This window comes from Flintibacter hominis (assembly GCF_014287965.1).
Taxonomy (GTDB): Bacteria; Bacillota; Clostridia; order Oscillospirales; family Oscillospiraceae; genus Lawsonibacter; species Lawsonibacter aceti.
The window spans coordinates 262,622-283,520 of the sequence record NZ_JACOPO010000004.1; the positions used below are offsets into that span (position 1 = coordinate 262,622).

Here is a 20,899-nt window from a genome sequence, read left to right on the forward strand (position 1 = left end):
AAGTAGACTTAAGGAGGTGTTTTTATGCCGGATGTCACCCTGACCAACAGCGAATGGTATGTGTTGGACTGCCTTTGGGAGCACTCTCCTCTGACGGTGATGGAATTGGTGGAGCGCCTGTCCCAGAAGGTGGGCTGGGCCAAGAGCACCACCATCACTACCCTGCGGCGGATGGAGGAGAAGGGGCTGGTCCACTGTGAAGTGACGGGCCGGACCCGTCACTATCGGCCCTCGGTGGAACGGCGGCAGGCCGTCCGCCGGGAGACCCGCTCCTTCTTGAACAAGGTGTATCGGGGCAGCGTGGGGTTGATGGTGTCTGCCATGGCCCAGGACAAGGCCCTGACCCGGAAGGAGATTGACGAGCTGTATGAGATTCTTCGACAGGCAGAGGAGGGAGCGAAATGAGCGGCATTTTCGTTCTGAACAGCGCCATGCCCACCCTGATCCCCTGGGCCTTCACCTCCACCCTACTAATTCTGGCGGTGCTGACTGTCCGTTGGCTCACCCGGAACCGGCTGTCCTCTGTGAACCGCTATGCCCTCTGGGCGGTGGTGCTGATCCGGCTGCTGATCCCTATTCAGCTCCCCTTCCTGTCCTCCTTAGGGGCAGTGGACTTTGCGCCTCAGATGGAGGACACCCCGGTATACGCCTTTCCCACCGACCACATAGACGCGCCAGAGAGTTATATTCAGCATATCTGGGAAGAACAGGGAGAGGACCCGGTCATGAGCGCCGGCATCACCAGCCGTGGCTTCCCCGCTCTGGGAGGGCTCGGCTTTGATTATTACAGCGGCGGCACAGTCCTGGAGGAAAACGGTTATACCGATTACGCCTTTTTCTCCACTGTCCCCCGTATCCTGTCTATCCTGTGGGGGACAGGAGCAGCGGTGATGCTCCTGTTCCTGATTGGGAGCAACCTGCGCTTTGCCGCAAGGCTGCGCCGCTCCCGCCGCCCCCTGGACATTCCTGAGTGTCCTCTTCCCGTCTACGTGATAGAGGACCTGTCCTCTCCCTGCCTGTTCGGCCTATTCCGGCCCGTGGTCTACCTGACTCCCCAGGCAGCGGCGGACTCTGCCGCACGGGAGCATGTGCTGGCCCATGAGCTCACCCACTACGCCCACCGGGACCACCTCTGGGCCCCCCTGCGGTGTCTGGCCCTGGCCCTCCACTGGTATAACCCTCTGGTGTGGCTGGCTGTCCTCCTGTCCAAACGGGACGGAGAACTGGCCTGTGACGAGGGGGCGGTACGCCGTCTGGGAGAGGACCAGCGCATCCCCTACGGCCGCACCCTGGTGGGCATGGTGGCCCAGCGTTCCCTGCGGCCGGCCGATCTGCTGTCCTGCTCCACCGCCATGACAGGGGGCAAAAAGACCATTCAACAGCGCATCGCCCTGCTGGTGAAGCACCCAGAAACCAGGGCGGCCGCTGTCTTTGGGGCTTGTGTGGCCCTGGCTCTGGTAGCAGTATTCACCTTCTCTGACGGAAACCAGAGCGGCGGTCCGGCAGGCGATTATAGACGCTTCCTCAGTGATGTGCAAAGCGCCCAGAGCATCCGCCTGGGACAGCCCACCACCTCCAGTCAGTTTGACCCCACCGCCATCACCGATCCGGAGCTGCTGGCGGAGGCCAAAGAGATCTTGAAGCAGGAGTGCCCGGACTGGCTCAATCCGCCCCAGGTAGTGGGGGACCTGGACCCGGCCTCTCTGCGTACCCTGACTCTCACTGACCAGCAGGGCGCGGAGGTCCGATATCTGCTGGCCGCCCCCGCCGACCGGGGGAACTCCGGCGACTTCTATGTGCTTACTGACGGTGAACTCAGCGGGACGGAGGTTTCCGGACGCCGGGTGGCCGCCCTGATGCACCAGCAGGCGGCAGTCCAGCTCTATGACCTGATGAACCGCCAGGGGGCGCAGAGCGGCGCCGTTCCTCTTACCGCCGAGGAGCTGGCCTATTTCAACGACGGCTCCTTCTTTGACAACGGGACCGGCAGCGGCGGAAATGCCTACATCAATTTCTCCATTCGCAACCAGTTCCTGACTTCCTGGTATGACCATCCGGCGGACATCGACCTGTACCAGCTGTTCTATCTGGGGACCGGCAATCCCAGCTCCATCAGCGAGGAGGAGCGGCGGCTGGTCATCGACCGGGGTTACGGCGGGGCGGACCCGGACTGCGGCTGCACCAAAATCACCCGGCAGGAGATGGACGCCGTCCTGCTGGAACACACCGGCCTGACTTTGGAGGAGACCAATCTGGTGGGGCTGGGCGATTTCACCTACCTGCCGGAGTATGACGCCTACTACCACTTCCATGGGGACACCAATTATACAGTCCCAAGCTTTGAGAGCGGCTCCCGCCATGACAGCATTCTCTATCTCAACTATGGGGACCACGGGGCCTGCCAGTTGGTCCTTCGGGCGGTGGACGGCGGATATCAGTTTATCGCCAACCGCTCTACCCAGGTTGGAAACGTGCCCAGCTCCTATACCCGGCTGGAGAAGCCGGAGCACATCGCCGCCCTGGTGGAGCTGCTGGTCCAGGATCAGGCGTTTCTCACCGAAAACGCCCAGTATTTAGGGATCACCCCGGAGGCGCTGGCCGACGCCCTCCAGGGGAAGGGGGAGGAAGGCGTCTCCCCCGACCTGCTGGTCATCGGCACCTACAACGGCTGGGTCCCGGACCAATGGGGGCGGGGCTACGGCTATCGGCTGACGGTCTGGGGAGGCGGCAGTGTGATGTTTATGGACCTAACCTTCCCGGCGGCGCTGAATGAGCAGGTGCTGGCCTTCCACCAGCAGGACTCTTTGGAGTTGATTCAAAAGGACCTGACCCAGCGTCTGTCCGCTCTCACCCTACAGGACATCCAGTCCGTCAGCGGAGGCCGCTATGACCTCCCGGTCTCGTCCGACCAGCTGGCCGGGATGCTCAACCGAATGGCAGACCGGTATCTGGGGCCGGACGGATCCGACAGCTTTTCCTCCCACCGGCTGTGGACGCTGGACATCCTGCTGCCCGAGGACGTCACCCTGTATCTCTCCGCCGGTCTGGTCGAGGACCAGGTGGACATCGACGGGCTGCTCTTTGAAAGCCCGGAGCTGTACCAGCTCATCCGTCAGCGGTGGACTCCTCCCGCCGGCAGCATCATCCGGGAGGACCTGTCCCCGGTGGCGGAGGCGGTGGACCGGCTCCTGGCGGATGAGCTGGCCAAGTGGAACCAGGACTTTACCGACAGCGGCCTGTCCGCCCCCTACACTGGGGTAGAACTGACCCAATTCCGCCTGCTGTCCTCTTACCCCGACCTGCTGAAAGAGGGGACCGTGAAGCTGTACGCCTTCGACTACGGCTTGACCACCGGGAATTTGGAGGAAGCGGGCTGGGCTGGAGGGAATTACGCCGACGGCGACGGTCTGTTTCATCCTTACGGCCATGTGCCCCATCTGCTGACGGTGGAGGGGATCGGTCATATGGAGCGCAGTCAGATCATCCTATGGGAGTTCCCCCTAGTGGTAGGCAGCCAAGGCTATGAGGAACTGGTCACTCAGGACTATGTTCGTGACGTGGTGGTAAGCAACCTCCGGGACCTGCTGGACCCGGTGGTCCCCGCCTCGGTGACCGACCCCCAGAAGGCGGCCGAGGCCTATGGACGGGCTCTGGCCCAATACTATTCCTCCTTTGGGTCCAGCCACCCATCGGCCGTAACCTACGCCGCCCTGTATGAGGCCCGGGTCTATCAGCAGGCGGCCAGCGGACTGTGCGCCTCCATCACTCTGGCCGTGGATCCGGTGGAAGCGAACAACATATATTGGCAGTCGGGTGCCGGCCTTGATCCAGGACCAGATGGACATTGGCTGTACACCCTGGAATACTGCCTGGAACGGCAGGAGGACGGCACCTGGAGGTGTACAGACTCGGGTACCGGCGGGGTCAGGCTGGAGCGCGGAGATCCCCAGGTAATTAAGCCAGAACCGGAAAGATGACTTCCCGCTTCATCCACAAATAACTTTTGCAGAGTCCCGCCGGAGGATATCCGGCGGGACTCTTTTACATTCTTGACAAATTTTTATCTTAAATATGTCTAAAATCACGAAAAACAGGATGTTAAATTCCTGTCTTTCCTCCTCTCTGTCCTGTTAAGAAATCGTTAATTCCGTTGTTTTTGCTCCCCAAAATCGCTATCATAATACTGAAGAAATAGAAAGATATCCAGTCTATTGTAGGTGTTTCAAAATCATGAGTCTGCGCGTAGGAATCGATATCGGCTCCACCACCGTCAAGGTAGTGGTGCTGGATGAACAAAATAAACTGCTGTTCCGCTCCTATGAGCGGCACTTCTCCAAGACCCGTGAGCGGGCACTGGAAACATTGAACTCCATCTCCGATATGCTGTCCGGCCAGCGTGTCAAGGTCACCATCACCGGCTCTGCCGGACTGGGCGTAGCCAACGCCGCGGGCATCGACTTCGTACAGGAGGTATATGCCACTGCCGCCGCGGTGAATACATACATCCCCGACACGGACGCGGTCATCGAACTGGGAGGGGAGGACGCCAAGATCATTTTCTTCGGCGGCTCCCTGGAGGAGCGGATGAACGGCTCCTGCGCCGGTGGTACCGGCGCCTTCATCGATCAGATGGCCACCCTGATGAACGTCACGGTGAACGAGCTAGATACTCTGTCCCTAAAGCATGAGAAGATCTACCCCATCGCCTCCCGCTGCGGTGTATTTGCCAAGAGCGATATCCAGCCCATCCTGAATCAGGGCGGGCGGAAGGAGGACGTGGCCGCTTCCATTTTCCAGGCAGTGGTGGACCAGACGGTGGCCGGCCTGACCCAGGGCCGGGAGCTGAAGGGCAAGATCGTGTTTCTGGGTGGGCCTCTCCACTTCCTCATGGGCCTGCGCCAGCGTTTTGTGGAGACTTTGGCCCTAGACGGTGAGCACGCCATCTTTCCCGAGGACGGCGACTGTTTCGCGGCCATGGGCGCGGCTCTGTGCGCTACCGACTATCAGCCTGTCCCCTTTGAGGAGGTGCTGAAAAAGCTGGCCGACAGCGCCGAGGCCACCACCCTGGTGGACACCATGCCTCCCCTGTTCTCCAGTCAGGAGGAGTACGACCAATTCAGTGCCCGGCACAACGCCAGCCGCCCCCCAGAGGTGGATATCCATACCTACTCCGGTCCGGCTTGGCTGGGCATCGACGCTGGCTCCACCACCACCAAGCTGGCCCTCATCACCGCCGACGGCGGCCTGCTGTATACCTATTACCACTCCAATCTGGGTAACCCCGTGGCCATCGTGCTGGAACAGCTGCGGACCATCTACGCCATGTGCGGTGACCGTATCGTGATCCGCGGCGCCGCCGTCACCGGCTATGGCGAGGACCTGATCAAAAACGCCTTCTCCTGCGACCTCGGTCTGGTGGAGACTATGGCCCACTACAAGGCCGCCGCCCACTTTGAGCCCTCCGTGGATTTCATCATCGACATCGGCGGTCAGGATATGAAGTGCTTTAAGATCCGCAACGGCGCCGTGGACTCCATCATGCTCAACGAGGCCTGCTCCTCCGGCTGTGGCTCCTTCATTGAGACCTTTGCCAAGGCTCTGGGCTACAACATAGCGGATTTCTCCAAGCTGGGACTCTTCTCCCAACATCCGGTAAATCTGGGCTCCCGGTGCACTGTGTTCATGAACTCCAGCGTCAAGCAGGCCCAGAAGGACGGGGCCAGCGTGGAAGATATCTCCGCCGGTCTGTCCACCTCTATCGTGAAAAACGCCATTTATAAGGTTATCCGGGCCGCCTCCGCCGACGATCTGGGACAACACATTGTGGTCCAGGGAGGCACCTTCCTCAATGACGCGGTGCTCCGGGCCTTTGAGCAGGAGCTTGGCCGGAATGTGACCCGTCCTGTGATTTCGGGCATCATGGGCGCCTTCGGCGCCGCTTTGGCTGCCCGTGACCTGCACCTGGACAAGAGCCAGCTGCTGGGCCGGGAGGCTCTGGACCGTTTCTCCCACACCGCCAGACCCGCTACCTGCGGCCTGTGCACCAATCACTGCTCCCTCACCGTCAACTCCTTTGACGGGGGGCGGCGCTTCGTCTCCGGCAACCGGTGCTCCCGTCCTCTGGGGGAGGAGCCCAGCCATCTGCCCGACCTGATGCGCTACAAATACGACCACCTCCGCTCCCTCCATGGGACGGGGCAGGGAGATGGCTCCAGAGGGAGAATCGGTATTCCCTTCGGCCTGAATATGTATGAGAACCTCCCCTTCTGGTTCGAGTTGTTCACACGACTCAATTTCCGGGTGGTCCTCTCCCCCCAGTCCAGCCGCAAGCTCTATCTCAAGGGCCAACGCACAATCCCCTCTGACACCGTGTGTTACCCCGCCAAGCTGCTCCACGGCCATGTGGAGGCGCTGGTGGAGGAGGGCGTGGACGCCATCTTCTACCCCTGTATGCCCTATAACTTTGACGAGGGTGTCAGCGACAACAACTACAACTGCCCGGTGGTAGCTTACTACCCCGAACTGCTGGCCGCCAACGTACCCGACCTGAAAAAGACCCGGTTCCTCTACCCCTACTTTGGCCTTCACCGCCCCAAGGATTTCGAGCGCAAAGCCAGCGAGTGGTTTTTCAACGAGTTTCAAATCCCTAAGCGGGAGACTGTGTCCGCCGTCAAAGCCGCCTATGCGGCCTACGATGCCTATAAGGAGGATCTAAGGGCCCGCGGCCGGGAGTATATCACCCAGGCACGGGCAGAGGGACGCCCCATCCTTGTGGTGGCTGGCCGCCCCTACCATATGGACCCGGAGATCAACCACGGTATCAACGATCTTATCACCTCCTACGGCTTTGTTCTGGTCACCGAGGATGCGGTGGCCTATCTGGAGGATAAGGCTCCCCGCCATGTTCTCAACCAGTGGACCTATCACGCCAGGATGTATAACGCCGCCCGGTATGTGTGCACCCAGCCGGATATGGAGCTCATCCAGCTGGTATCCTTTGGCTGCGGCATCGACGCTATCACCGGCGACGAGATGCGCTCCATCCTGGAGGACGGCGGCAAGCTGTACACCCAGTTGAAGATCGACGACATCAGCAACCTGGGCGCCGTCAAGATCCGCATTCGGAGCCTGATGGCCGCTATTGAAGCCAGAAAACAGAGTTGAGTATTTCTAGGTGTAAAGCTTGGAGATATTGTGTTCGTTGAAGGCGAACAGGTTTTGAATCACCCGGCGGAGCCGGACACTGAATCCCCGCTCTCCACTCTTTTCAGAAAGGGACTTTTTATGGCAAAATTAGTTTATGACGAAACTGGCCGTCTGCTGTTCACCAAGGAGATGAAGGAGGAGTATACCCTCCTGATGCCCCAGATGCTCCCCGTCCACTTCGGCATGATGCAGAAGCTGCTGGAGTGTGAGGGCTACAAGGTGGATATGCTCACCACCAACCACCGGGGCATTGTGGATGAAGGCCTGAAATATGTCCATAACGACACCTGCTATCCCGCTCTGCTGGTCATCGGCCAGCTCATCGACGCGGTGAAGCACGGCGGCTATGACCCCCACAAGGTGGGCCTGCTCATCACCCAGACTGGCGGCGGCTGCCGGGCCAGCAACTATATCCACCTGCTGCGCAAGGCTCTGGAGAAAGCGGACATGGGCTATATTCCTGTGGTTTCCGTCAATCTGTCCGGCCTGGAGAAGAACCCCGGCTTTTCCTTGACCCTCCCCTTCATTCGCAAGGCGGTCTTTGCCATGATGTATGGAGACATCATCGTCAACGTGGCCAATCAGGTCCGCCCTTATGAAGTAGAGCAGGGAAAGACCGACGCCATGATCGCCCACTGGTCTCAGAAGCTGGTAGACGGCTTCCAGAGTGGGAAGGGCATGAGCCGAGGGCAGATGCGGGCTCTCTTTGACCAGATCTGCGCCGACTTCGCCTCCATCCCTGTCCAGGGTGAACCCAAGATTCGTGTGGGCGTGGTTGGGGAAATCTATGTGAAGTTCGCCCCCCTGGGCAACAACAATTTGGAGCAGTTCCTGCTCTCCGAAGGCGTGGAGCCCGTAGTCCCCGGCCTGACCGATTTCATTATTTTCAAGATTTACAACCGGGTGGCCGATGTGGATCTGTACGGCGGGAAGTGGATCAAGAAGGCCGCCTGCCGGGCCTTCATGTCCTATATCGAGGGCTGTCAGAAGGATATGATCGCCGCTCTGAAGAAGTCCGGCCGCTTCCGTGCCCCCGGCACCTTCCAGGAGCTCCACTCCCTGGTCCATGGCTATCTGGGCGACGGCAACAAGATGGGCGAGGGCTGGCTCCTCACCGCCGAGATGTTGGAGCTCATCCACTCCGGCACCAACAATATCGTGTGTACCCAGCCCTTTGGCTGCCTGCCCAACCACATCGTGGGCAAGGGTATGATCCGCAAGCTGAAGGACGAGTACCCCTACTCCAACGTGGTGGCCATCGACTACGACCCAGGCGCCACCAAGATCAACCAGGAGAACCGCATCAAGCTGATGCTGGCCAACGCCAAGGGCCTGACTCATCAGGAGTCCCCCGCGCCCAGAGCGCCCCAGCCTGAAGTGGCTCCCAAGCTGGCTCATGCCCACAGTTAAGCTTTCCCTCTCAACAAAAAAGGACCCGGTACAGTGGTGTACCGGGTCCTCTTTTCTTTTTTCTCACAGCCCATTGACGATAAAATTGGGCCGCTTCCCCTCCAGCACCAGCTGGGCCGAGGTCCACATATTGGTGTGGGCCCGGTGGAAGGAGCCGCCGGTATTGCCGCCCAGATGGGGCGAGTAGATGGCCCGATCCGCGACCTCTAGAGGGAGGTCCACCAGGGGGTGGTCAGCGGGAGTGGGCTCCGGTTCAAAGACATCCATAGCGATGGCACCCAGTCGGCCGTCGATGAGGGCCTGCCGGACGGCCAGGCTGTCCACCAACAGGCCACGAGAGGTGTTCACTAAAATGGCTCCCGGCTTGAACTTGTCTAGCAGAGCCTTGTCCACCATATGAGTGGTCTCCGGGGTAACTGCACAATGGAGAGATACAATGTCGCACCGGGACACCAGCTCCTCCAGTGGGAGATATTCCACGTTCAGCTCTTCCTCTACCTGGGGTAGACGGCGGTGGGCGGTGTAGTAGTACATCTTGCAGCCGAAGGGAGCCAGCAGCCTGGCTGTGGCGGTACCGATGTCCCCCAGCCCTACCAAGCCCACAGTGGATAGACCCAGCTCCGGAGAGTTGGAGGCCATGACCGCCTCCTTCATCTCGCGTTGACGGCCTGCCCGAAGGGCGTTGTGGCCAGTAATACCGTGACGTAGAGCCATGAGCATGAGCATCACCGTATGCTCCGCCACTGAAGCGGCGTTGCAGCCTTTATTGTTGCACACAAAAATGTTCCTGGCCCTGGCCGCCTCCAGATCAATCCGGTTGTAGGCCACCCCCTCCGATTGGATCAGCTTCAGACCGGGCATCAGGTCCATCAGTTCTCCCGTCACGTCCACGATGGGGTCGGTGAACAGGATCTGGGCATCAGCGTTTTCCCGCGCCGCCTGTTGTGGGGACTGGTCCAGAGAACAGTAGGCCGTTTCAAAGGGCAGCTGTGCAACAAACTCCGGCATATAGGCCTCATAGCGTGCCTTCGGCCCTAAGATCAATACTTTCATGATTCATCCTCCCGGTCATTGATAAATTTTTTCCTCTGGGAAAGAATATAAATATTGTAGCACACTTTTTTTGTTGGTACAACACTCCAATATTAGCACTCAAATAATAAGAGTGCTAATATTTACAATTTATACACAAAGTGTGCAAGAACTGTTCACATTTGGACGATATACTAGGACCAAAGTTAAGTGAGGCAGGAAGGGCCGCTGAGATCGGACCCCCACCTCAGAAAGGAGTTTCTTATGATGTACAGTATGATCCCCTTTGGCCGCTATCACGGCGGTCTAGACACGATTTTTGATGACCTGGAGCGCAGCTTCTTCCCTCCCGCAAACCGCCAGCCCACCGCCTTTCGGACCGATATCCGGGATGAGGGTGACCACTTCCTTTTGGAAGCTGAACTGCCTGGCTTCCAAAAGGAGGATATCCATTTGGAGCTGAAGGAAGGCATCCTGACCATCTCTGCCCAGCACGAGGAAAAGCAGGAGAAGCGGGACGACCAGGGCCAATACCTGTGTCGGGAGCGCCGGGTCGGCTCTTTTGTCCGCTCCTTTGATGCCTCTGGCATTCAGGAGGACGCTATCCGAGCCTCCTATGAGAACGGAGTGTTGACGTTGATTCTGCCTAAGATGGCTGAGATACAGCCTCAAAGCAGAAGGATTGCCATTCAGTGACCAGAAGGAAGGGCAGGCTTCAGAGCCTGCCCTTTTTTGGGGGTGCCGGTGTATACGCCAGCCAGCGAGCGTCAAATTTTTTCTTGCAAAATATCTCAGGTTGGTGTATTTTTGTTTTAGCAAACAATTCAGTCAAGTGCTAATTTATGACAATCTTGAAACCAAAGTTAAAGGAGGTTTCTTTTCATGAATATGGATCGATTTACTCAAAAATCCCTGGCCGCCATCCAGGGGGCCAGGGACATCTCCCAGGAATACGGCAATCAGCAGATCGAGCAGCCCCACCTGTTGCTGGCCCTGGTCAGTGACAACGAGGGGTTCATTCCCCAGCTGCTCGCCGCTATGGGCATGACTGTTCCCAGCTTTGAGGCGGCAGTGAAGGGGGAGGTCCAGAAACTGCCTAAAGTGTCCGGGTCCGGCCGGGAAGCGGACAAGGTCTATGTGTCCCAGGATGTGGACAGGGCCCTCCGCGGCGCGGAGCAAGAGGCCCAGGCCATGAAGGACGAGTACATCTCAGTGGAACACATCTTCCTCGGTCTGCTGGCACAGCCTGACAGTGCCTTAAAGGAGTTATTCCGCACCTACCATGTGGACAGGGAGAAGGTGATGCAGGCTCTGGCCAGCGTCCGCGGCAACCAACGGGTGACCTCGGACAACCCGGAGGATACCTATAACGCCCTGAAGAAATACGGCACCGACTTGGTGGAGCGGGCCCGCCAGAACAAGCTGGACCCGGTCATCGGCCGGGACGATGAAATCCGGAATGTCATCCGCATCCTTTCCCGTAAGAGCAAGAACAACCCTGTGCTCATTGGCGAGCCCGGCGTGGGCAAGACCGCCATCGCTGAAGGTCTGGCTCAACGGATTGTCAAGGGAGATGTGCCCGGTTCCCTGAAGGACAAGACGATCTTCTCCCTGGACATGGGCTCCCTTGTGGCCGGGGCCAAGTACCGGGGGGAGTTCGAGGAGCGGCTGAAGGCCGTCCTCAACGAGGTCAAAAAGTCCGAGGGCCGCATCATCCTCTTCATTGATGAGCTGCACACTATTGTGGGCGCTGGCAAGACTGAGGGCAGTATGGATGCAGGCAACCTGCTCAAACCCATGCTGGCCCGTGGCGAGCTCCACTGCATCGGCGCCACCACTCTCAACGAGTACCGGCAGTATATCGAGAAAGACGCCGCCCTGGAACGTCGGTTCCAGCCCGTGATGGTCAACGAACCCACAGTAGAGGACGCTATCGCCATCCTCCGGGGGCTCAAGGAGCGGTATGAGGTGTACCACGGGGTCAAAATCACGGACGGGGCTATCATTGCCGCCGCGACCCTGTCCAACCGCTATATCACCGACCGCTTCCTGCCGGACAAGGCCATCGACTTGGTGGACGAGGCCTGTGCCATGATCCGCACCGAGATGGACTCCATGCCCACTGAACTGGACATCATCCAGCGGAAGATCATCCAGCACGAGATTGAGGAGGCCGCCCTGAAGAAGGAGACCGACAAGCTGTCCCAGGAGCATCTGGCTGAGATTCAGAGGGAACTGTCCGATATGCGGGAAGAGTTCAAGGCCAAGAAAGCCCAGTGGGACAACGAGAAGGGGGCCATCGGCAAGGTACAGAAGCTGCGGGAGGAGCTGGAGGCGGCCAACGCCGCCCTGGAGAAAGCCCAGCGGGAGTACGACCTGGAGAAAGCCGCCGAGCTGCAATATGGCCGCATCCCGGAGCTGAAGAAAGCCCTGGAGGCGGAGGAGAGCATCGCCAACGAGGGCAAGGCCCGCTCTCTCCTGCGGGACAAGGTCACCGAGGAGGAAATCGCCCGCATCATTGAACGCTGGACCGGCATCCCGGTGGCCCGGCTGATGGAGGGGGAGCGGGACAAGCTGCTCCACCTGGAGGATATCCTCCACCAGCGGGTGGTAGGACAGGACGAGGCAGTAAGGTTGGTATCCGAGGCTATCCTGCGCAGCCGGGCCGGGATCGCCGACCCCAGCAAGCCCATCGGCTCCTTCCTGTTCCTGGGCCCTACCGGCGTAGGTAAGACCGAGCTGGCCAAAACTCTGGCCGAAGCCCTGTTCGACAGCGAAAAGAACCTGGTGCGCATCGACATGAGCGAATATATGGAGAAATTCTCCGTGTCCCGGCTCATCGGCGCCCCTCCGGGATATGTGGGCTATGAGGAGGGCGGCCAGCTCACGGAGGCGGTGAGGAGAAAGCCCTACTCCGTCATCCTTTTTGATGAGGTGGAGAAGGCTCACCCTGACGTATTCAATATATTACTTCAGGTATTGGATGACGGTCGTATTACGGACAGTCAAGGAAGAACGGTGGACTTTAAGAACACCATCATCATTCTAACCTCCAATCTGGGCAGCCAGTTCCTGCTGGACGGCATCGGCTCAGACGGTGAGATTAGTCAGGAGGCCCGGAACCAAGTGAGCGAGCTGCTCAAGCGGTCCTTCCGCCCGGAGTTCCTCAACCGTTTGGATGAAATTGTGTTCTACAAGCCGCTGACAAAGGATAACGTCACCCATATTATTGACCTTCTGGTGGCCGATCTGAACCGCCGCCTGGCGGATCAGCAGCTCACCGTGGAGCTGACTGCCGACGCTAAGTCCCATATCATTGACGCGGCTTATGACCCCATCTACGGGGCTCGCCCCCTGCGCCGCTATCTCCAGCACACAGTGGAGACCCTCATCGGTCGAAAGATCATAGCCGATCAGGTGGAGCCTGGTGCCCATCTGTCTGTTGATGTCAGGGATGGCCAGTTGACTGTGCTTTGAGTTTTCGATTCCTCATTTCATCAGGTCGATTTGCCCCTAACAGCTCCAAAGATAGGAATTTCCCCCATATTTATCCCCAAAAACAGAGGAGGGGCACAGCCGCGGCTGTGCCCCTCTTCTATTTTTCCATTCAGCTCTCCGCATATCGGGCAAGAAACTGGCGGGTCCTCTCCTGCGCAGGGTGCTCAATGACTTGGCGGGCAGGTCCCTGTTCCACGATGACACCCCCATCCATAAAGATGACCTGGTCAGCCACATCCCGAGCAAAGGCCATCTCATGGGTGACGATGATCATGGTGGTCTTTTGCTCCGCCAGGGAGCGGATAACCTTCAACACCTCGCCGGTGAGCTCCGGGTCCAAGGCAGAGGTAGGCTCGTCAAAGCAGAGAATATCCGGCTTGAGAGCCAGCGCCCGGGCGATGGCCACCCGTTGCTGCTGGCCGCCGGAGAGCTGGTGGGGATAATGGCCAGCCCGGTCGGCCAACCCCATCCTGCCCAACAGTTCCCGGCCATCTTTCTCAATCTGGGCGTAGATCTCCTTTTTTTTCTCCTTAAAATCGGGACGTTCCCTGGCCAGAAGCTGGCTGGCTAGGGTCACATTTTCCAGCGCGGTGTATTGGGGAAAGAGGTTAAATGACTGGAAAACCATCCCAAAGTGGAGCCTTTTCTTGCGGATCTCGCTCTCCCTCTGGGTAGAGGGGTCAGCGGCGTCAAAAAGGACCTTATCCTGGACCAGGATCTGTCCCTGATCCGGGGTTTCCAAAAAATTTAGGCAGCGTAGCAGCGTGGTCTTTCCGCTGCCGGAGGAGCCGATGATGGCTAGGGCCTGGCCCTGCTCCAGTTCGAAGCTGATGTCCTCCAGCACACGGGTGGCCCCAAAGTGCTTTTCGATATTCTTGACCTGTAAAACAGCCATTTCAGCGCCTCCTCATCTGAAGTAATCCAGCTTTTTCTCTGTCCGGCTCAACAGAAATGTGACCAGTCCATTGAACACCAGGAAAAACACACCGGCATAGAACAATGGCCAGATCATAGCCTTGTTTCCAAACTCCTTCGCCATGGCGATGACCTCTTTTACCATGATAAAGTTAGCCAGAGAGGTGTCTTTGATCAGGGTGATGATCTCATTTCCCATGGGCGGGACGATGCGCTTGATGACCTGGAGGAGCGTGACGTGGTAAAAGATCTGGCCCTTTGTCATGCCCAGCACCTGTCCAGCCTCCTGCTGCCCTCTGGGTACGCCCTGGATACCGCCCCGGAAAATTTCTGAGAAATAGGCCGCGTAATTAAGCACAAAGGCCAGACAAGCGGCCGTCATCCTGGGAAGCATATGTCCAGGATTCAAAAAACCGGGCAAATAATATACAATGGCCAGCTGGAGCATCAGTGGGGTGGAGCGCATCAGATAGACATACAGCCGGGAGACCCCGCTCAACGGCTTCCAGCGACTGATGGACCCAAAGGACACGATCAGCCCTAGCGGCAGCGCCAGCAACAGTGTCACGAAGAATATCTGGCAGTTGAGCAAAAAACTCTTCCCCAGCATGACGTTCACAGTCTGAAAACTCATGTTCTCTCTCCTTTGCCTTCCCATCAAACACAGCACAGGGCAGGAGGGATCGCTCCCCCCTGCCTTGCGGTCTGGTCGCCGTGTCTTTTCTTTTTACTGATTGGCCAGCAGCAGTTCAGCCAAGTCATATTTCTCAGCCAGGGTATTCAAAGTGCCGTCCTCAATGAGCGCCTGCATGGCCTCATTGACCTTCTCAGCCGCGTCGGAGTCTTTGCGGAAGCCGACGCCGTACTCCTCCACGGACAGCTGCAGATTGGGGATAATCATCAGATCGGAGTAGTCCCCCTGGCCCACCATAGCGCCGGCCAGTACAAAGTCCAGTACGGCGGCGTCGGCGGCGCCGGTCTTGACTTCCAGAAGGGTGTCGGTCTGCTTGGCAGCGGAGATGTACTCAGCCTGCTTTAGACTTTCGTCTGCACCCTCGCCAATGATGGCGGCCTCACCGGCAGAGCCGGCCTCGGCCTCCACCGTCTTACCCACCAGGTCGGCGGTGGACGTATAGACATCGGCGTTGTCGGAGCGGATCACCACCACCTGGTAGTTCTTGATGTAGGGATCAGAGATGGTCAGAGCCTCCTGCAGCTCAGGGGTAATGGTCATGCCGTTCCAGATACAGTCGATGGTCTGGGCCTGGAGCTCCATGATTTTGCTGTCCCAGTTGATCTCCACAAACTCAGGGGTGACACCCAGCTTCTCGCAGACGGCGGTGGCAAACTCAGTCTCAAAGCCAGTCAGCTCGCCATTGTCGTCAAAATAATTCATGGGTTCAAAATAGGTAATGCCGATCTTCATCGTACCGTTGCTCTCGATCTTAGCCCAGTCGGAGTCCGCCGCGTCCACAGAGCTGTTGTCCCCCTGCTGGCTTCCAGAGCTGACATCCGAGGCAGAGGTATTGGAGCCGGACTGGCTGGACTGGTCCTGAGTGCCGTTATTGCCGCAGGCGGCCAGAGACAGGCACATGGCCAAGGCCAAAACAAGAGAAAGAGTCTTTTTCATAGTTATGTATCCTCCAATTCTTTCAGCAAACCCCAGGGATCACTCCCTGTGACACTTTCGCATTTTAGCACGCTAATGCGATATTGTAAAGAGGAAAATGAAAAATTTTTTTGATTTTCTTTTTTGCCAAACACTCTCCTTCCTCTTTCCGGAAAAAATATCACCTTCCACAAGATAAGGGGGCCGGACGGCCATCCCCTTTGTTGGAGGAAAACTGTCACGGGAATGAGGTCGTTCATCCTCATGTCCAACTGACAGTGCTCCTCCGAGAGATAAACCGCCCGGCCCCTGATCTGCGTCACTCAAAAGGCGCTCATAATCTGTGCCAATGTGGACCAGATTACTTCATGCCGTTCTCGTAGGACTCGATCATCTTCTTGACCATCTGGCCGCCCACGGAGCCAGCCTGCTTGCTGGTCAGGTCGCCATTGTAACCCTGCTTCAGGTTGACGCCCACCTCGTTGGCAGCTTCCATCTTAAACTTGTTCATCGCTTCACGGGCATTAGGCACCATAATTTTATTGCTGTTGTTACTAGACATGATTCCTCTCTCCTTTTACTGTTTGACTGTTTTGGTTTGGATGGAACATCCACGCATATCATTTCCCCAGCCGAATCAACTATACCTGTATCATCTTTCCTTATCCAGGCAATTTTCCTGAAATATCCTTTCCTCTTATGATTGCTTAAATAAGCAAATTTCTCTTTTAGCGTACACCGCACAACTGACAAATAGCTGCGCGCGATACTTTCCTATTTCTCTTGAAGGATAAAACGCCAACCACAAAATATTGCCTCTATACAATCCAACTGGAGCACACAAACTTCGGAGAGACAATCCATTTTTATTTTTTGCCTAGCTCTTTCCGCCAAAATACTCTTAATTGGCTATATCCTAAGCCCATCTTAATATCAGATATACACTCCTTAATAACGCAATAATGTCTGGCATGATAGGATAGCAAAATAGAAAATGATTTCCAGAATAAATCGGAGGGGAAGTGAAGTTCACATGGTTTCAGGGAAGGACAATCCTTTGCATGATGGAGGGAACCTGGTAGCTTCCGGTCAATTAAAAATATTTTTCGGCTATGCCGCCGGGGTGGGCAAGACCTATGCCATGCTGGAGGCGGCTCACCATGCTAAACGGGAGGGCATTGACGTGGTGGTGGGTTATGTAGAGCCCCATGCCAGGCCGGAGACTCTGGCGCTGCTGGATGGGCTGGAGGTCCTTCCCACTATGGAGACGGACTACCGTGGGATCAAGCTGCGGGAGTTCGACCTGGTTGGAGCTCTTGACCGTCATCCACAGCTCATCTTGGTGGACGAACTGGCACATAGCAATGTCCCTGGATGTCGCCATATTAAGCGGTATCAGGATGTGGAAGAACTCCTCCAGGCGGGCATTAACGTCTACACCACCGTGAATGTCCAGCATCTGGAATCCTTAAATGACTTAGTTTCCTCCATCACAGGCGTAGTGGTGAATGAGCGAATCCCCGACTATGTATTTGACCGGGCCAGCCAGGTGGAACTGGTGGACATCGAACCCTCCGACCTAGAGAAACGTTTGAAGGAGGGGAAGATCTACCGTGCACAGCAGGCAAAGCGGGCATTGCAGAATTTCTTTACTACGGAAAATCTGGCTGCCCTGCGGGAGATTGCCATGCGCCGGACCGCAGACCAGCTCAACCGCTCCGCGGTGAGCAAAGGGAAAGAGAAAAGCGCCAAGGCGGGCGAACATATCCTGATCTGCCTGTCCTCCGCCCCGTCAAACGCAAAGGTGATCCGAGCCGCCGCTCGGATGTCAGAGGCATTCCACAGCGGGTTCACGGCACTGTTTGTCCAGACGCCGGAGACCAAGGAGCTGTCTGGGGAAAATATTAAACGCCTGCGGAGCAACCTGCGCCTGGCGGAGCAGCTAGGCGCTCAGATCGCCACTGTTTACGGTACCGATCCGGCGGAACAGATCGCGGAATATGCCCGGGTCAGCGGAGTGACGAAGATCGTCATGGGCCGAATGAACCACAAACAGAACCCCATCTTGCGGAAAAAGAGCCTGGCCGACCGCCTGATTGAGCAGACAGACCTGGATGTCTATATCATCCCTGACAGGCAGCCGATCTATAAAAGGCCGATGCAGAAGGTCCGGCGGTCAAAGGAACGATTCTCCATTCGGGACTTGGGGACTACTCTGCTTTGCTTGCTTCTTGCTACGGCGCTTGGCTTCGGATTTTACCAGGCCGGCTTCAGCGAGTCCAATATCATTACCGTCTACATTCTCGGCGTGCTGCTGACTGCAGTCTCCACCAACGGGCACCTGTACGGCGCAGCTAGTTCTCTTATCAGTGTCGCAGCCTTCAATTTTTTCTTTACAGAGCCACGCTTCTCCTTTCAGGCCACCGACCCCAGCTATCCTGTGACCTTCCTGATCATGCTTACCTCCAGCATTATTGCCAGCTCTCTGGCCAGCCGGGTGAAAACGCAGGCCAGTATGGCGGCGGAGAAAAGCTATTACACGGAGTTGTTGCTGGAGAGCAGCCAAAAGCTGCAGACTGTCCGCACGGAATGGGATTGCCTGCGCCTAACAGCGGAACAACTCAGCCGGCTGTTTGATAGACCCGTTCTTTATGCTTTGAGCAGCCCAGAGACGGAACTGAGTTTTCGGATCGAGCCAGCGGACGAACAGGCACTGGTAGCAGGGCTGAGTACGGAAGATATCGGTGTGGCCAAGTGGGTACAGAAGAACAACAAGCACGCCGGAGCTACCACCAACACGCTGCCTGACTCCAAATGGCTGTTTCTGTCCGTGCGTGGTACCCGTGGGCCCATGGGAATCGTGGGGATCCCCATTTCCGGTTATCCTGTGCCGGATGCCTTTGAGAAAAACCTGATGATCGCTATCCTTGGCGAGTGCGGACTCAGTCAGGAGCGTATCCGCGTGGAATCGGAGCAGACCTGGGGAATGGACCGCTCACAGGAGTAATTTCTTAGAGGACAGTGCAGCCAATTTTTATTTTCTGTTAATACGAACGTGGAATCCTTAATCCTCGCTTTTTATGGATTGCAGTATCCTATGGAGGTAATTTGAGGCTGACAAACACTAGCTGTCAGCCAGAAGAGAAAGGAGAAATGATTGAATGATGGACATTTTCATGATAGGGACTCTGGCGGTCAGTTTCGGTCTGGTATGGCTCTTGATCCGCTGGTGCCAAAAGCAGTTGGATAACCCGGAATCCTAAATCTCACGGAAAGGAGAGCAAAACTGTGATTGCACTTGGAATTATCGTTCTGCTGCTGGGCGCCTATCTCGTTTACGCGCTGGTGCACCCGGAGCGCTTCTGAGATGCCTAATACCGCAGAAAATAGGAGGAATACGATATGTTGCAGCTGGCGCTGACAATTATCATTTTTCTGATTATTGTCATTCCGGTTGGACGGTATATGTATCATATCGCCACATGGAACCACACCTTGGCCGATCCGGTCTTTGACCGTCTGGACGGCGTTATTTACAAAATTGGCGGCGTAAATCCCCATCAGGGCATGAACTGGAAACAGTACGCCTTGGCCCTGGTGGGGACCAACGCGGTCATGGTGGCCATCGGCTACCTGATCCTGCGTATTCAGAGCGTCGGGATCTTCAACCCCAACAACATTGGCAACATGGAGCCGACTCTGGCGTTCAACACCATCATCAGCTTCATGACCAACACGAATCTACAGCATTACTCCGGCGAGTCCGGACTGAGTTACTTAAGCCAGATGCTGGTCATCATCTTTATGATGTTCGTCTCTGCCGCCAGCGGCTACGCCGCTTGCATCGCGTTTATCCGCGGGCTGACCGGCAAGACCAAAGATGATGTGGGCAACTTTTTTGCCGACCTGACCCGCATCACCACCCGTCTGCTGCTGCCGTTCTCCATTGTGGGCGGCCTGTTGCTGGTGTGGCAGGGCGTGCCCCAGAACTTTGATTCCAACGTCGTGTTGAATACTCTGGAGGGCACCTTCCAAACCATCGCCATGGGCCCCATCGCCGCCCTTGAGATCATCAAGCACCTGGGCACCAACGGCGGCGGCTTCCTGGGTGCCAACTCCTCCACTCCATTGGAGAACCCCACCATTATTTCCGACCTGATTGAGCTGTACTCCATGATGCTCTTCCCCGGCGCCTGCGTCATCACCTTCGGCAAGATGGTCCGCGGCCGCAGGAAGAAAGATGACAAGGACGACGATGATAAGAATTCGCCTAAGGGCGGCGCTTCTGGCGGTCAGTTGTCTACCACATCTTCCGCTGGCACATCCCATGGTCCCCGCCTGAACGACCACAGCCTGACCGCTGCCATCTACGGCTGGGAGGGCCGCACGATTTTCCTGGCTATGGGCATCATCTTCCTGGTTGGTCTGAGCGTCTGCTATTGGGCCGAGCTTCAGGGCAACCCGGCGCTGGCCAAGATTGGCCTGAGCCAGTCCATGGGCAGCATGGAGGGCAAGGAAGTGCGCTTCGGCATCGCGCAGTCCGCCATGTTCACCACAACTACCACCTCGTTTACCACAGGCACCGTCAACAACATGCACGATACCTTGACCCCCCTGGGCGGCATGATCCCCCTGCTGCACATGATGCTCAACGTGGTCTTTGGCGGCAAGGGTGTTGGACTGATGAATATGATTATGTACGCCATCTTGGCGGTGTTCATCTGTGGGCTGATGATTGGCCGCACGCCCGAGTACCTGGGTAAGAAGATCGAGGGCCGGGAGATGAAACTCACCGCGCTGTGCATTATCATCCATCCCTTCCTGATCCTGTTCTTCTCCGCCCTGGCGGTTTCCACCTCCGGAGGTCTGGAGGGGATCACCAACCCAGGCTTCCACGGCCTGAGCCAGGTGCTGTATGAATATTCCTCTTCCGCGGCCAACAACGGTTCCGGCTTTGAGGGCCTGGCAGACAACACCTACTTCTGGAACATCACCGCAGGCTTGGCCATGTTCTTCGGCCGGTATCTCTCCATCGTCATTCAGCTGGCCATCGCCGGCTCCCTGATGCGCAAGCGGTTCGTCAACGAGACCGTCGGGACCCTGCGTACGGATACTCTGTCCTTCGCTGTGATCCTGGTGTTCGTAGTCTATATCTTCGCAGCGCTGACCTTCTTCCCCGCGCTGGCACTTGGCCCCATCGCAGAGCATCTGACCCTGTGGGCCTAAGGA

At 57.2% G+C, this 20,899-nt stretch carries 14 protein-coding genes; 9 read left to right on the forward strand and 5 right to left on the reverse strand.

Annotated features, from left to right (window positions below):
• Positions 1–24 precede the first annotated feature (24 nt).
• From H8S11_RS08305 to H8S11_RS08320, 4 genes are all read left to right on the forward strand, one after another.
• Entirely contained in the window at positions 25–405 is a 381-nt protein-coding gene (locus tag H8S11_RS08305; RefSeq protein ID WP_147570851.1) for a BlaI/MecI/CopY family transcriptional regulator, read from the forward strand.
• Complete coding sequence (locus H8S11_RS08310; RefSeq protein ID WP_186852811.1) at positions 402–3,977, forward strand: M56 family metallopeptidase; 3,576 nt, start codon at positions 402–404, stop codon at positions 3,975–3,977. The genes H8S11_RS08305 and H8S11_RS08310 overlap by 4 nt, the downstream gene beginning before the upstream one ends.
• A 253-nt stretch (positions 3,978–4,230) precedes the next feature.
• The gene (locus H8S11_RS08315; protein WP_186852812.1) at positions 4,231–7,164 is read left to right on the forward strand and encodes an acyl-CoA dehydratase activase; all 2,934 of its coding nucleotides are present in this window, start codon (positions 4,231–4,233) and stop codon (positions 7,162–7,164) included.
• A gap of 120 nt (positions 7,165–7,284) precedes the next feature.
• Entirely contained in the window at positions 7,285–8,616 is a 1,332-nt protein-coding gene (locus tag H8S11_RS08320; RefSeq protein WP_147570854.1) for a 2-hydroxyacyl-CoA dehydratase, read from the forward strand.
• 63 nt (positions 8,617–8,679) lie between these two features.
• Here H8S11_RS08320 and H8S11_RS08325 read toward each other — a convergent pair whose 3' ends face one another.
• The gene (locus H8S11_RS08325; protein ID WP_186852813.1) at positions 8,680–9,669 is read right to left on the reverse strand and encodes a 2-hydroxyacid dehydrogenase; all 990 of its coding nucleotides are present in this window, start codon (positions 9,667–9,669) and stop codon (positions 8,680–8,682) included.
• Between the two features lie 243 nt (positions 9,670–9,912).
• Between H8S11_RS08325 and H8S11_RS08330 the strand changes: the two genes are divergently transcribed.
• Complete coding sequence (locus tag H8S11_RS08330; protein ID WP_243200985.1) at positions 9,913–10,344, forward strand: Hsp20/alpha crystallin family protein; 432 nt, start codon at positions 9,913–9,915, stop codon at positions 10,342–10,344.
• A gap of 186 nt (positions 10,345–10,530) precedes the next feature.
• Complete coding sequence (gene clpB / locus H8S11_RS08335; RefSeq protein ID WP_186852814.1) at positions 10,531–13,125, forward strand: ATP-dependent chaperone ClpB; 2,595 nt, start codon at positions 10,531–10,533, stop codon at positions 13,123–13,125.
• 130 nt (positions 13,126–13,255) lie between these two features.
• Here clpB and H8S11_RS08340 read toward each other — a convergent pair whose 3' ends face one another.
• From H8S11_RS08340 to H8S11_RS08355, 4 genes are all read right to left on the reverse strand, one after another.
• Entirely contained in the window at positions 13,256–14,041 is a 786-nt protein-coding gene (locus H8S11_RS08340; protein WP_186852815.1) for an amino acid ABC transporter ATP-binding protein, read from the reverse strand.
• A 12-nt stretch (positions 14,042–14,053) separates the two neighbouring features.
• Positions 14,054–14,695, reverse strand: a complete 642-nt coding sequence (locus H8S11_RS08345) for an amino acid ABC transporter permease (protein WP_147570857.1) — start codon at positions 14,693–14,695, stop codon at positions 14,054–14,056.
• A gap of 93 nt (positions 14,696–14,788) precedes the next feature.
• Complete coding sequence (locus tag H8S11_RS08350; protein ID WP_186852816.1) at positions 14,789–15,691, reverse strand: transporter substrate-binding domain-containing protein; 903 nt, start codon at positions 15,689–15,691, stop codon at positions 14,789–14,791.
• Between the two features lie 340 nt (positions 15,692–16,031).
• Positions 16,032–16,232, reverse strand: coding sequence for an alpha/beta-type small acid-soluble spore protein (locus tag H8S11_RS08355; protein ID WP_147570859.1), 201 nt, complete (start codon positions 16,230–16,232; stop codon positions 16,032–16,034).
• 495 nt (positions 16,233–16,727) lie between these two features.
• Between H8S11_RS08355 and H8S11_RS08360 the strand changes: the two genes are divergently transcribed.
• The 3 genes from H8S11_RS08360 (at position 16,728) to H8S11_RS08370 (ending at position 20,896) form a co-directional block, all read left to right on the forward strand.
• Positions 16,728–18,677, forward strand: coding sequence for a DUF4118 domain-containing protein (locus tag H8S11_RS08360; RefSeq protein ID WP_243200986.1), 1,950 nt, complete (start codon positions 16,728–16,730; stop codon positions 18,675–18,677).
• 281 nt (positions 18,678–18,958) lie between these two features.
• The gene (kdpF, locus tag H8S11_RS14250; protein ID WP_081692053.1) at positions 18,959–19,036 is read left to right on the forward strand and encodes a K(+)-transporting ATPase subunit F; all 78 of its coding nucleotides are present in this window, start codon (positions 18,959–18,961) and stop codon (positions 19,034–19,036) included.
• A 36-nt stretch (positions 19,037–19,072) separates the two neighbouring features.
• Positions 19,073–20,896 (forward strand): potassium-transporting ATPase subunit KdpA, encoded by a 1,824-nt coding sequence (locus tag H8S11_RS08370; protein ID WP_186852817.1) that lies wholly within the window; start codon positions 19,073–19,075, stop codon positions 20,894–20,896.
• Positions 20,897–20,899 lie beyond the last annotated feature (3 nt).

Excerpts from the sequence above, each read along its gene's own strand:
- H8S11_RS08330 (WP_243200985.1), top strand. The coding sequence starts at position 9,913 with ATGATGTACAGTATGATCCCCTTTGGCCGCTATCACGGCGGTCTAGAC.
- H8S11_RS08305 (WP_147570851.1), top strand. The coding sequence starts at position 25 with ATGCCGGATGTCACCCTGACCAACAGCGAATGGTATGTGTTGGACTGC.
- H8S11_RS08350 (WP_186852816.1), bottom strand. The coding sequence starts at position 15,691 with ATGAAAAAGACTCTTTCTCTTGTTTTGGCCTTGGCCATGTGCCTGTCT.
- H8S11_RS08325 (WP_186852813.1), bottom strand. The coding sequence starts at position 9,669 with ATGAAAGTATTGATCTTAGGGCCGAAGGCACGCTATGAGGCCTATATG.
- H8S11_RS08310 (WP_186852811.1), top strand. The coding sequence starts at position 402 with ATGAGCGGCATTTTCGTTCTGAACAGCGCCATGCCCACCCTGATCCCC.
- H8S11_RS08320 (WP_147570854.1), top strand. The coding sequence starts at position 7,285 with ATGGCAAAATTAGTTTATGACGAAACTGGCCGTCTGCTGTTCACCAAG.
- H8S11_RS08370 (WP_186852817.1), top strand. The coding sequence starts at position 19,073 with ATGTTGCAGCTGGCGCTGACAATTATCATTTTTCTGATTATTGTCATT.
- H8S11_RS08315 (WP_186852812.1), top strand. The coding sequence starts at position 4,231 with ATGAGTCTGCGCGTAGGAATCGATATCGGCTCCACCACCGTCAAGGTA.
- H8S11_RS08345 (WP_147570857.1), bottom strand. The coding sequence starts at position 14,695 with ATGAGTTTTCAGACTGTGAACGTCATGCTGGGGAAGAGTTTTTTGCTC.
- clpB (WP_186852814.1), top strand. The coding sequence starts at position 10,531 with ATGAATATGGATCGATTTACTCAAAAATCCCTGGCCGCCATCCAGGGG.
- H8S11_RS08355 (WP_147570859.1), bottom strand. The coding sequence starts at position 16,232 with ATGTCTAGTAACAACAGCAATAAAATTATGGTGCCTAATGCCCGTGAA.
- H8S11_RS08340 (WP_186852815.1), bottom strand. The coding sequence starts at position 14,041 with ATGGCTGTTTTACAGGTCAAGAATATCGAAAAGCACTTTGGGGCCACC.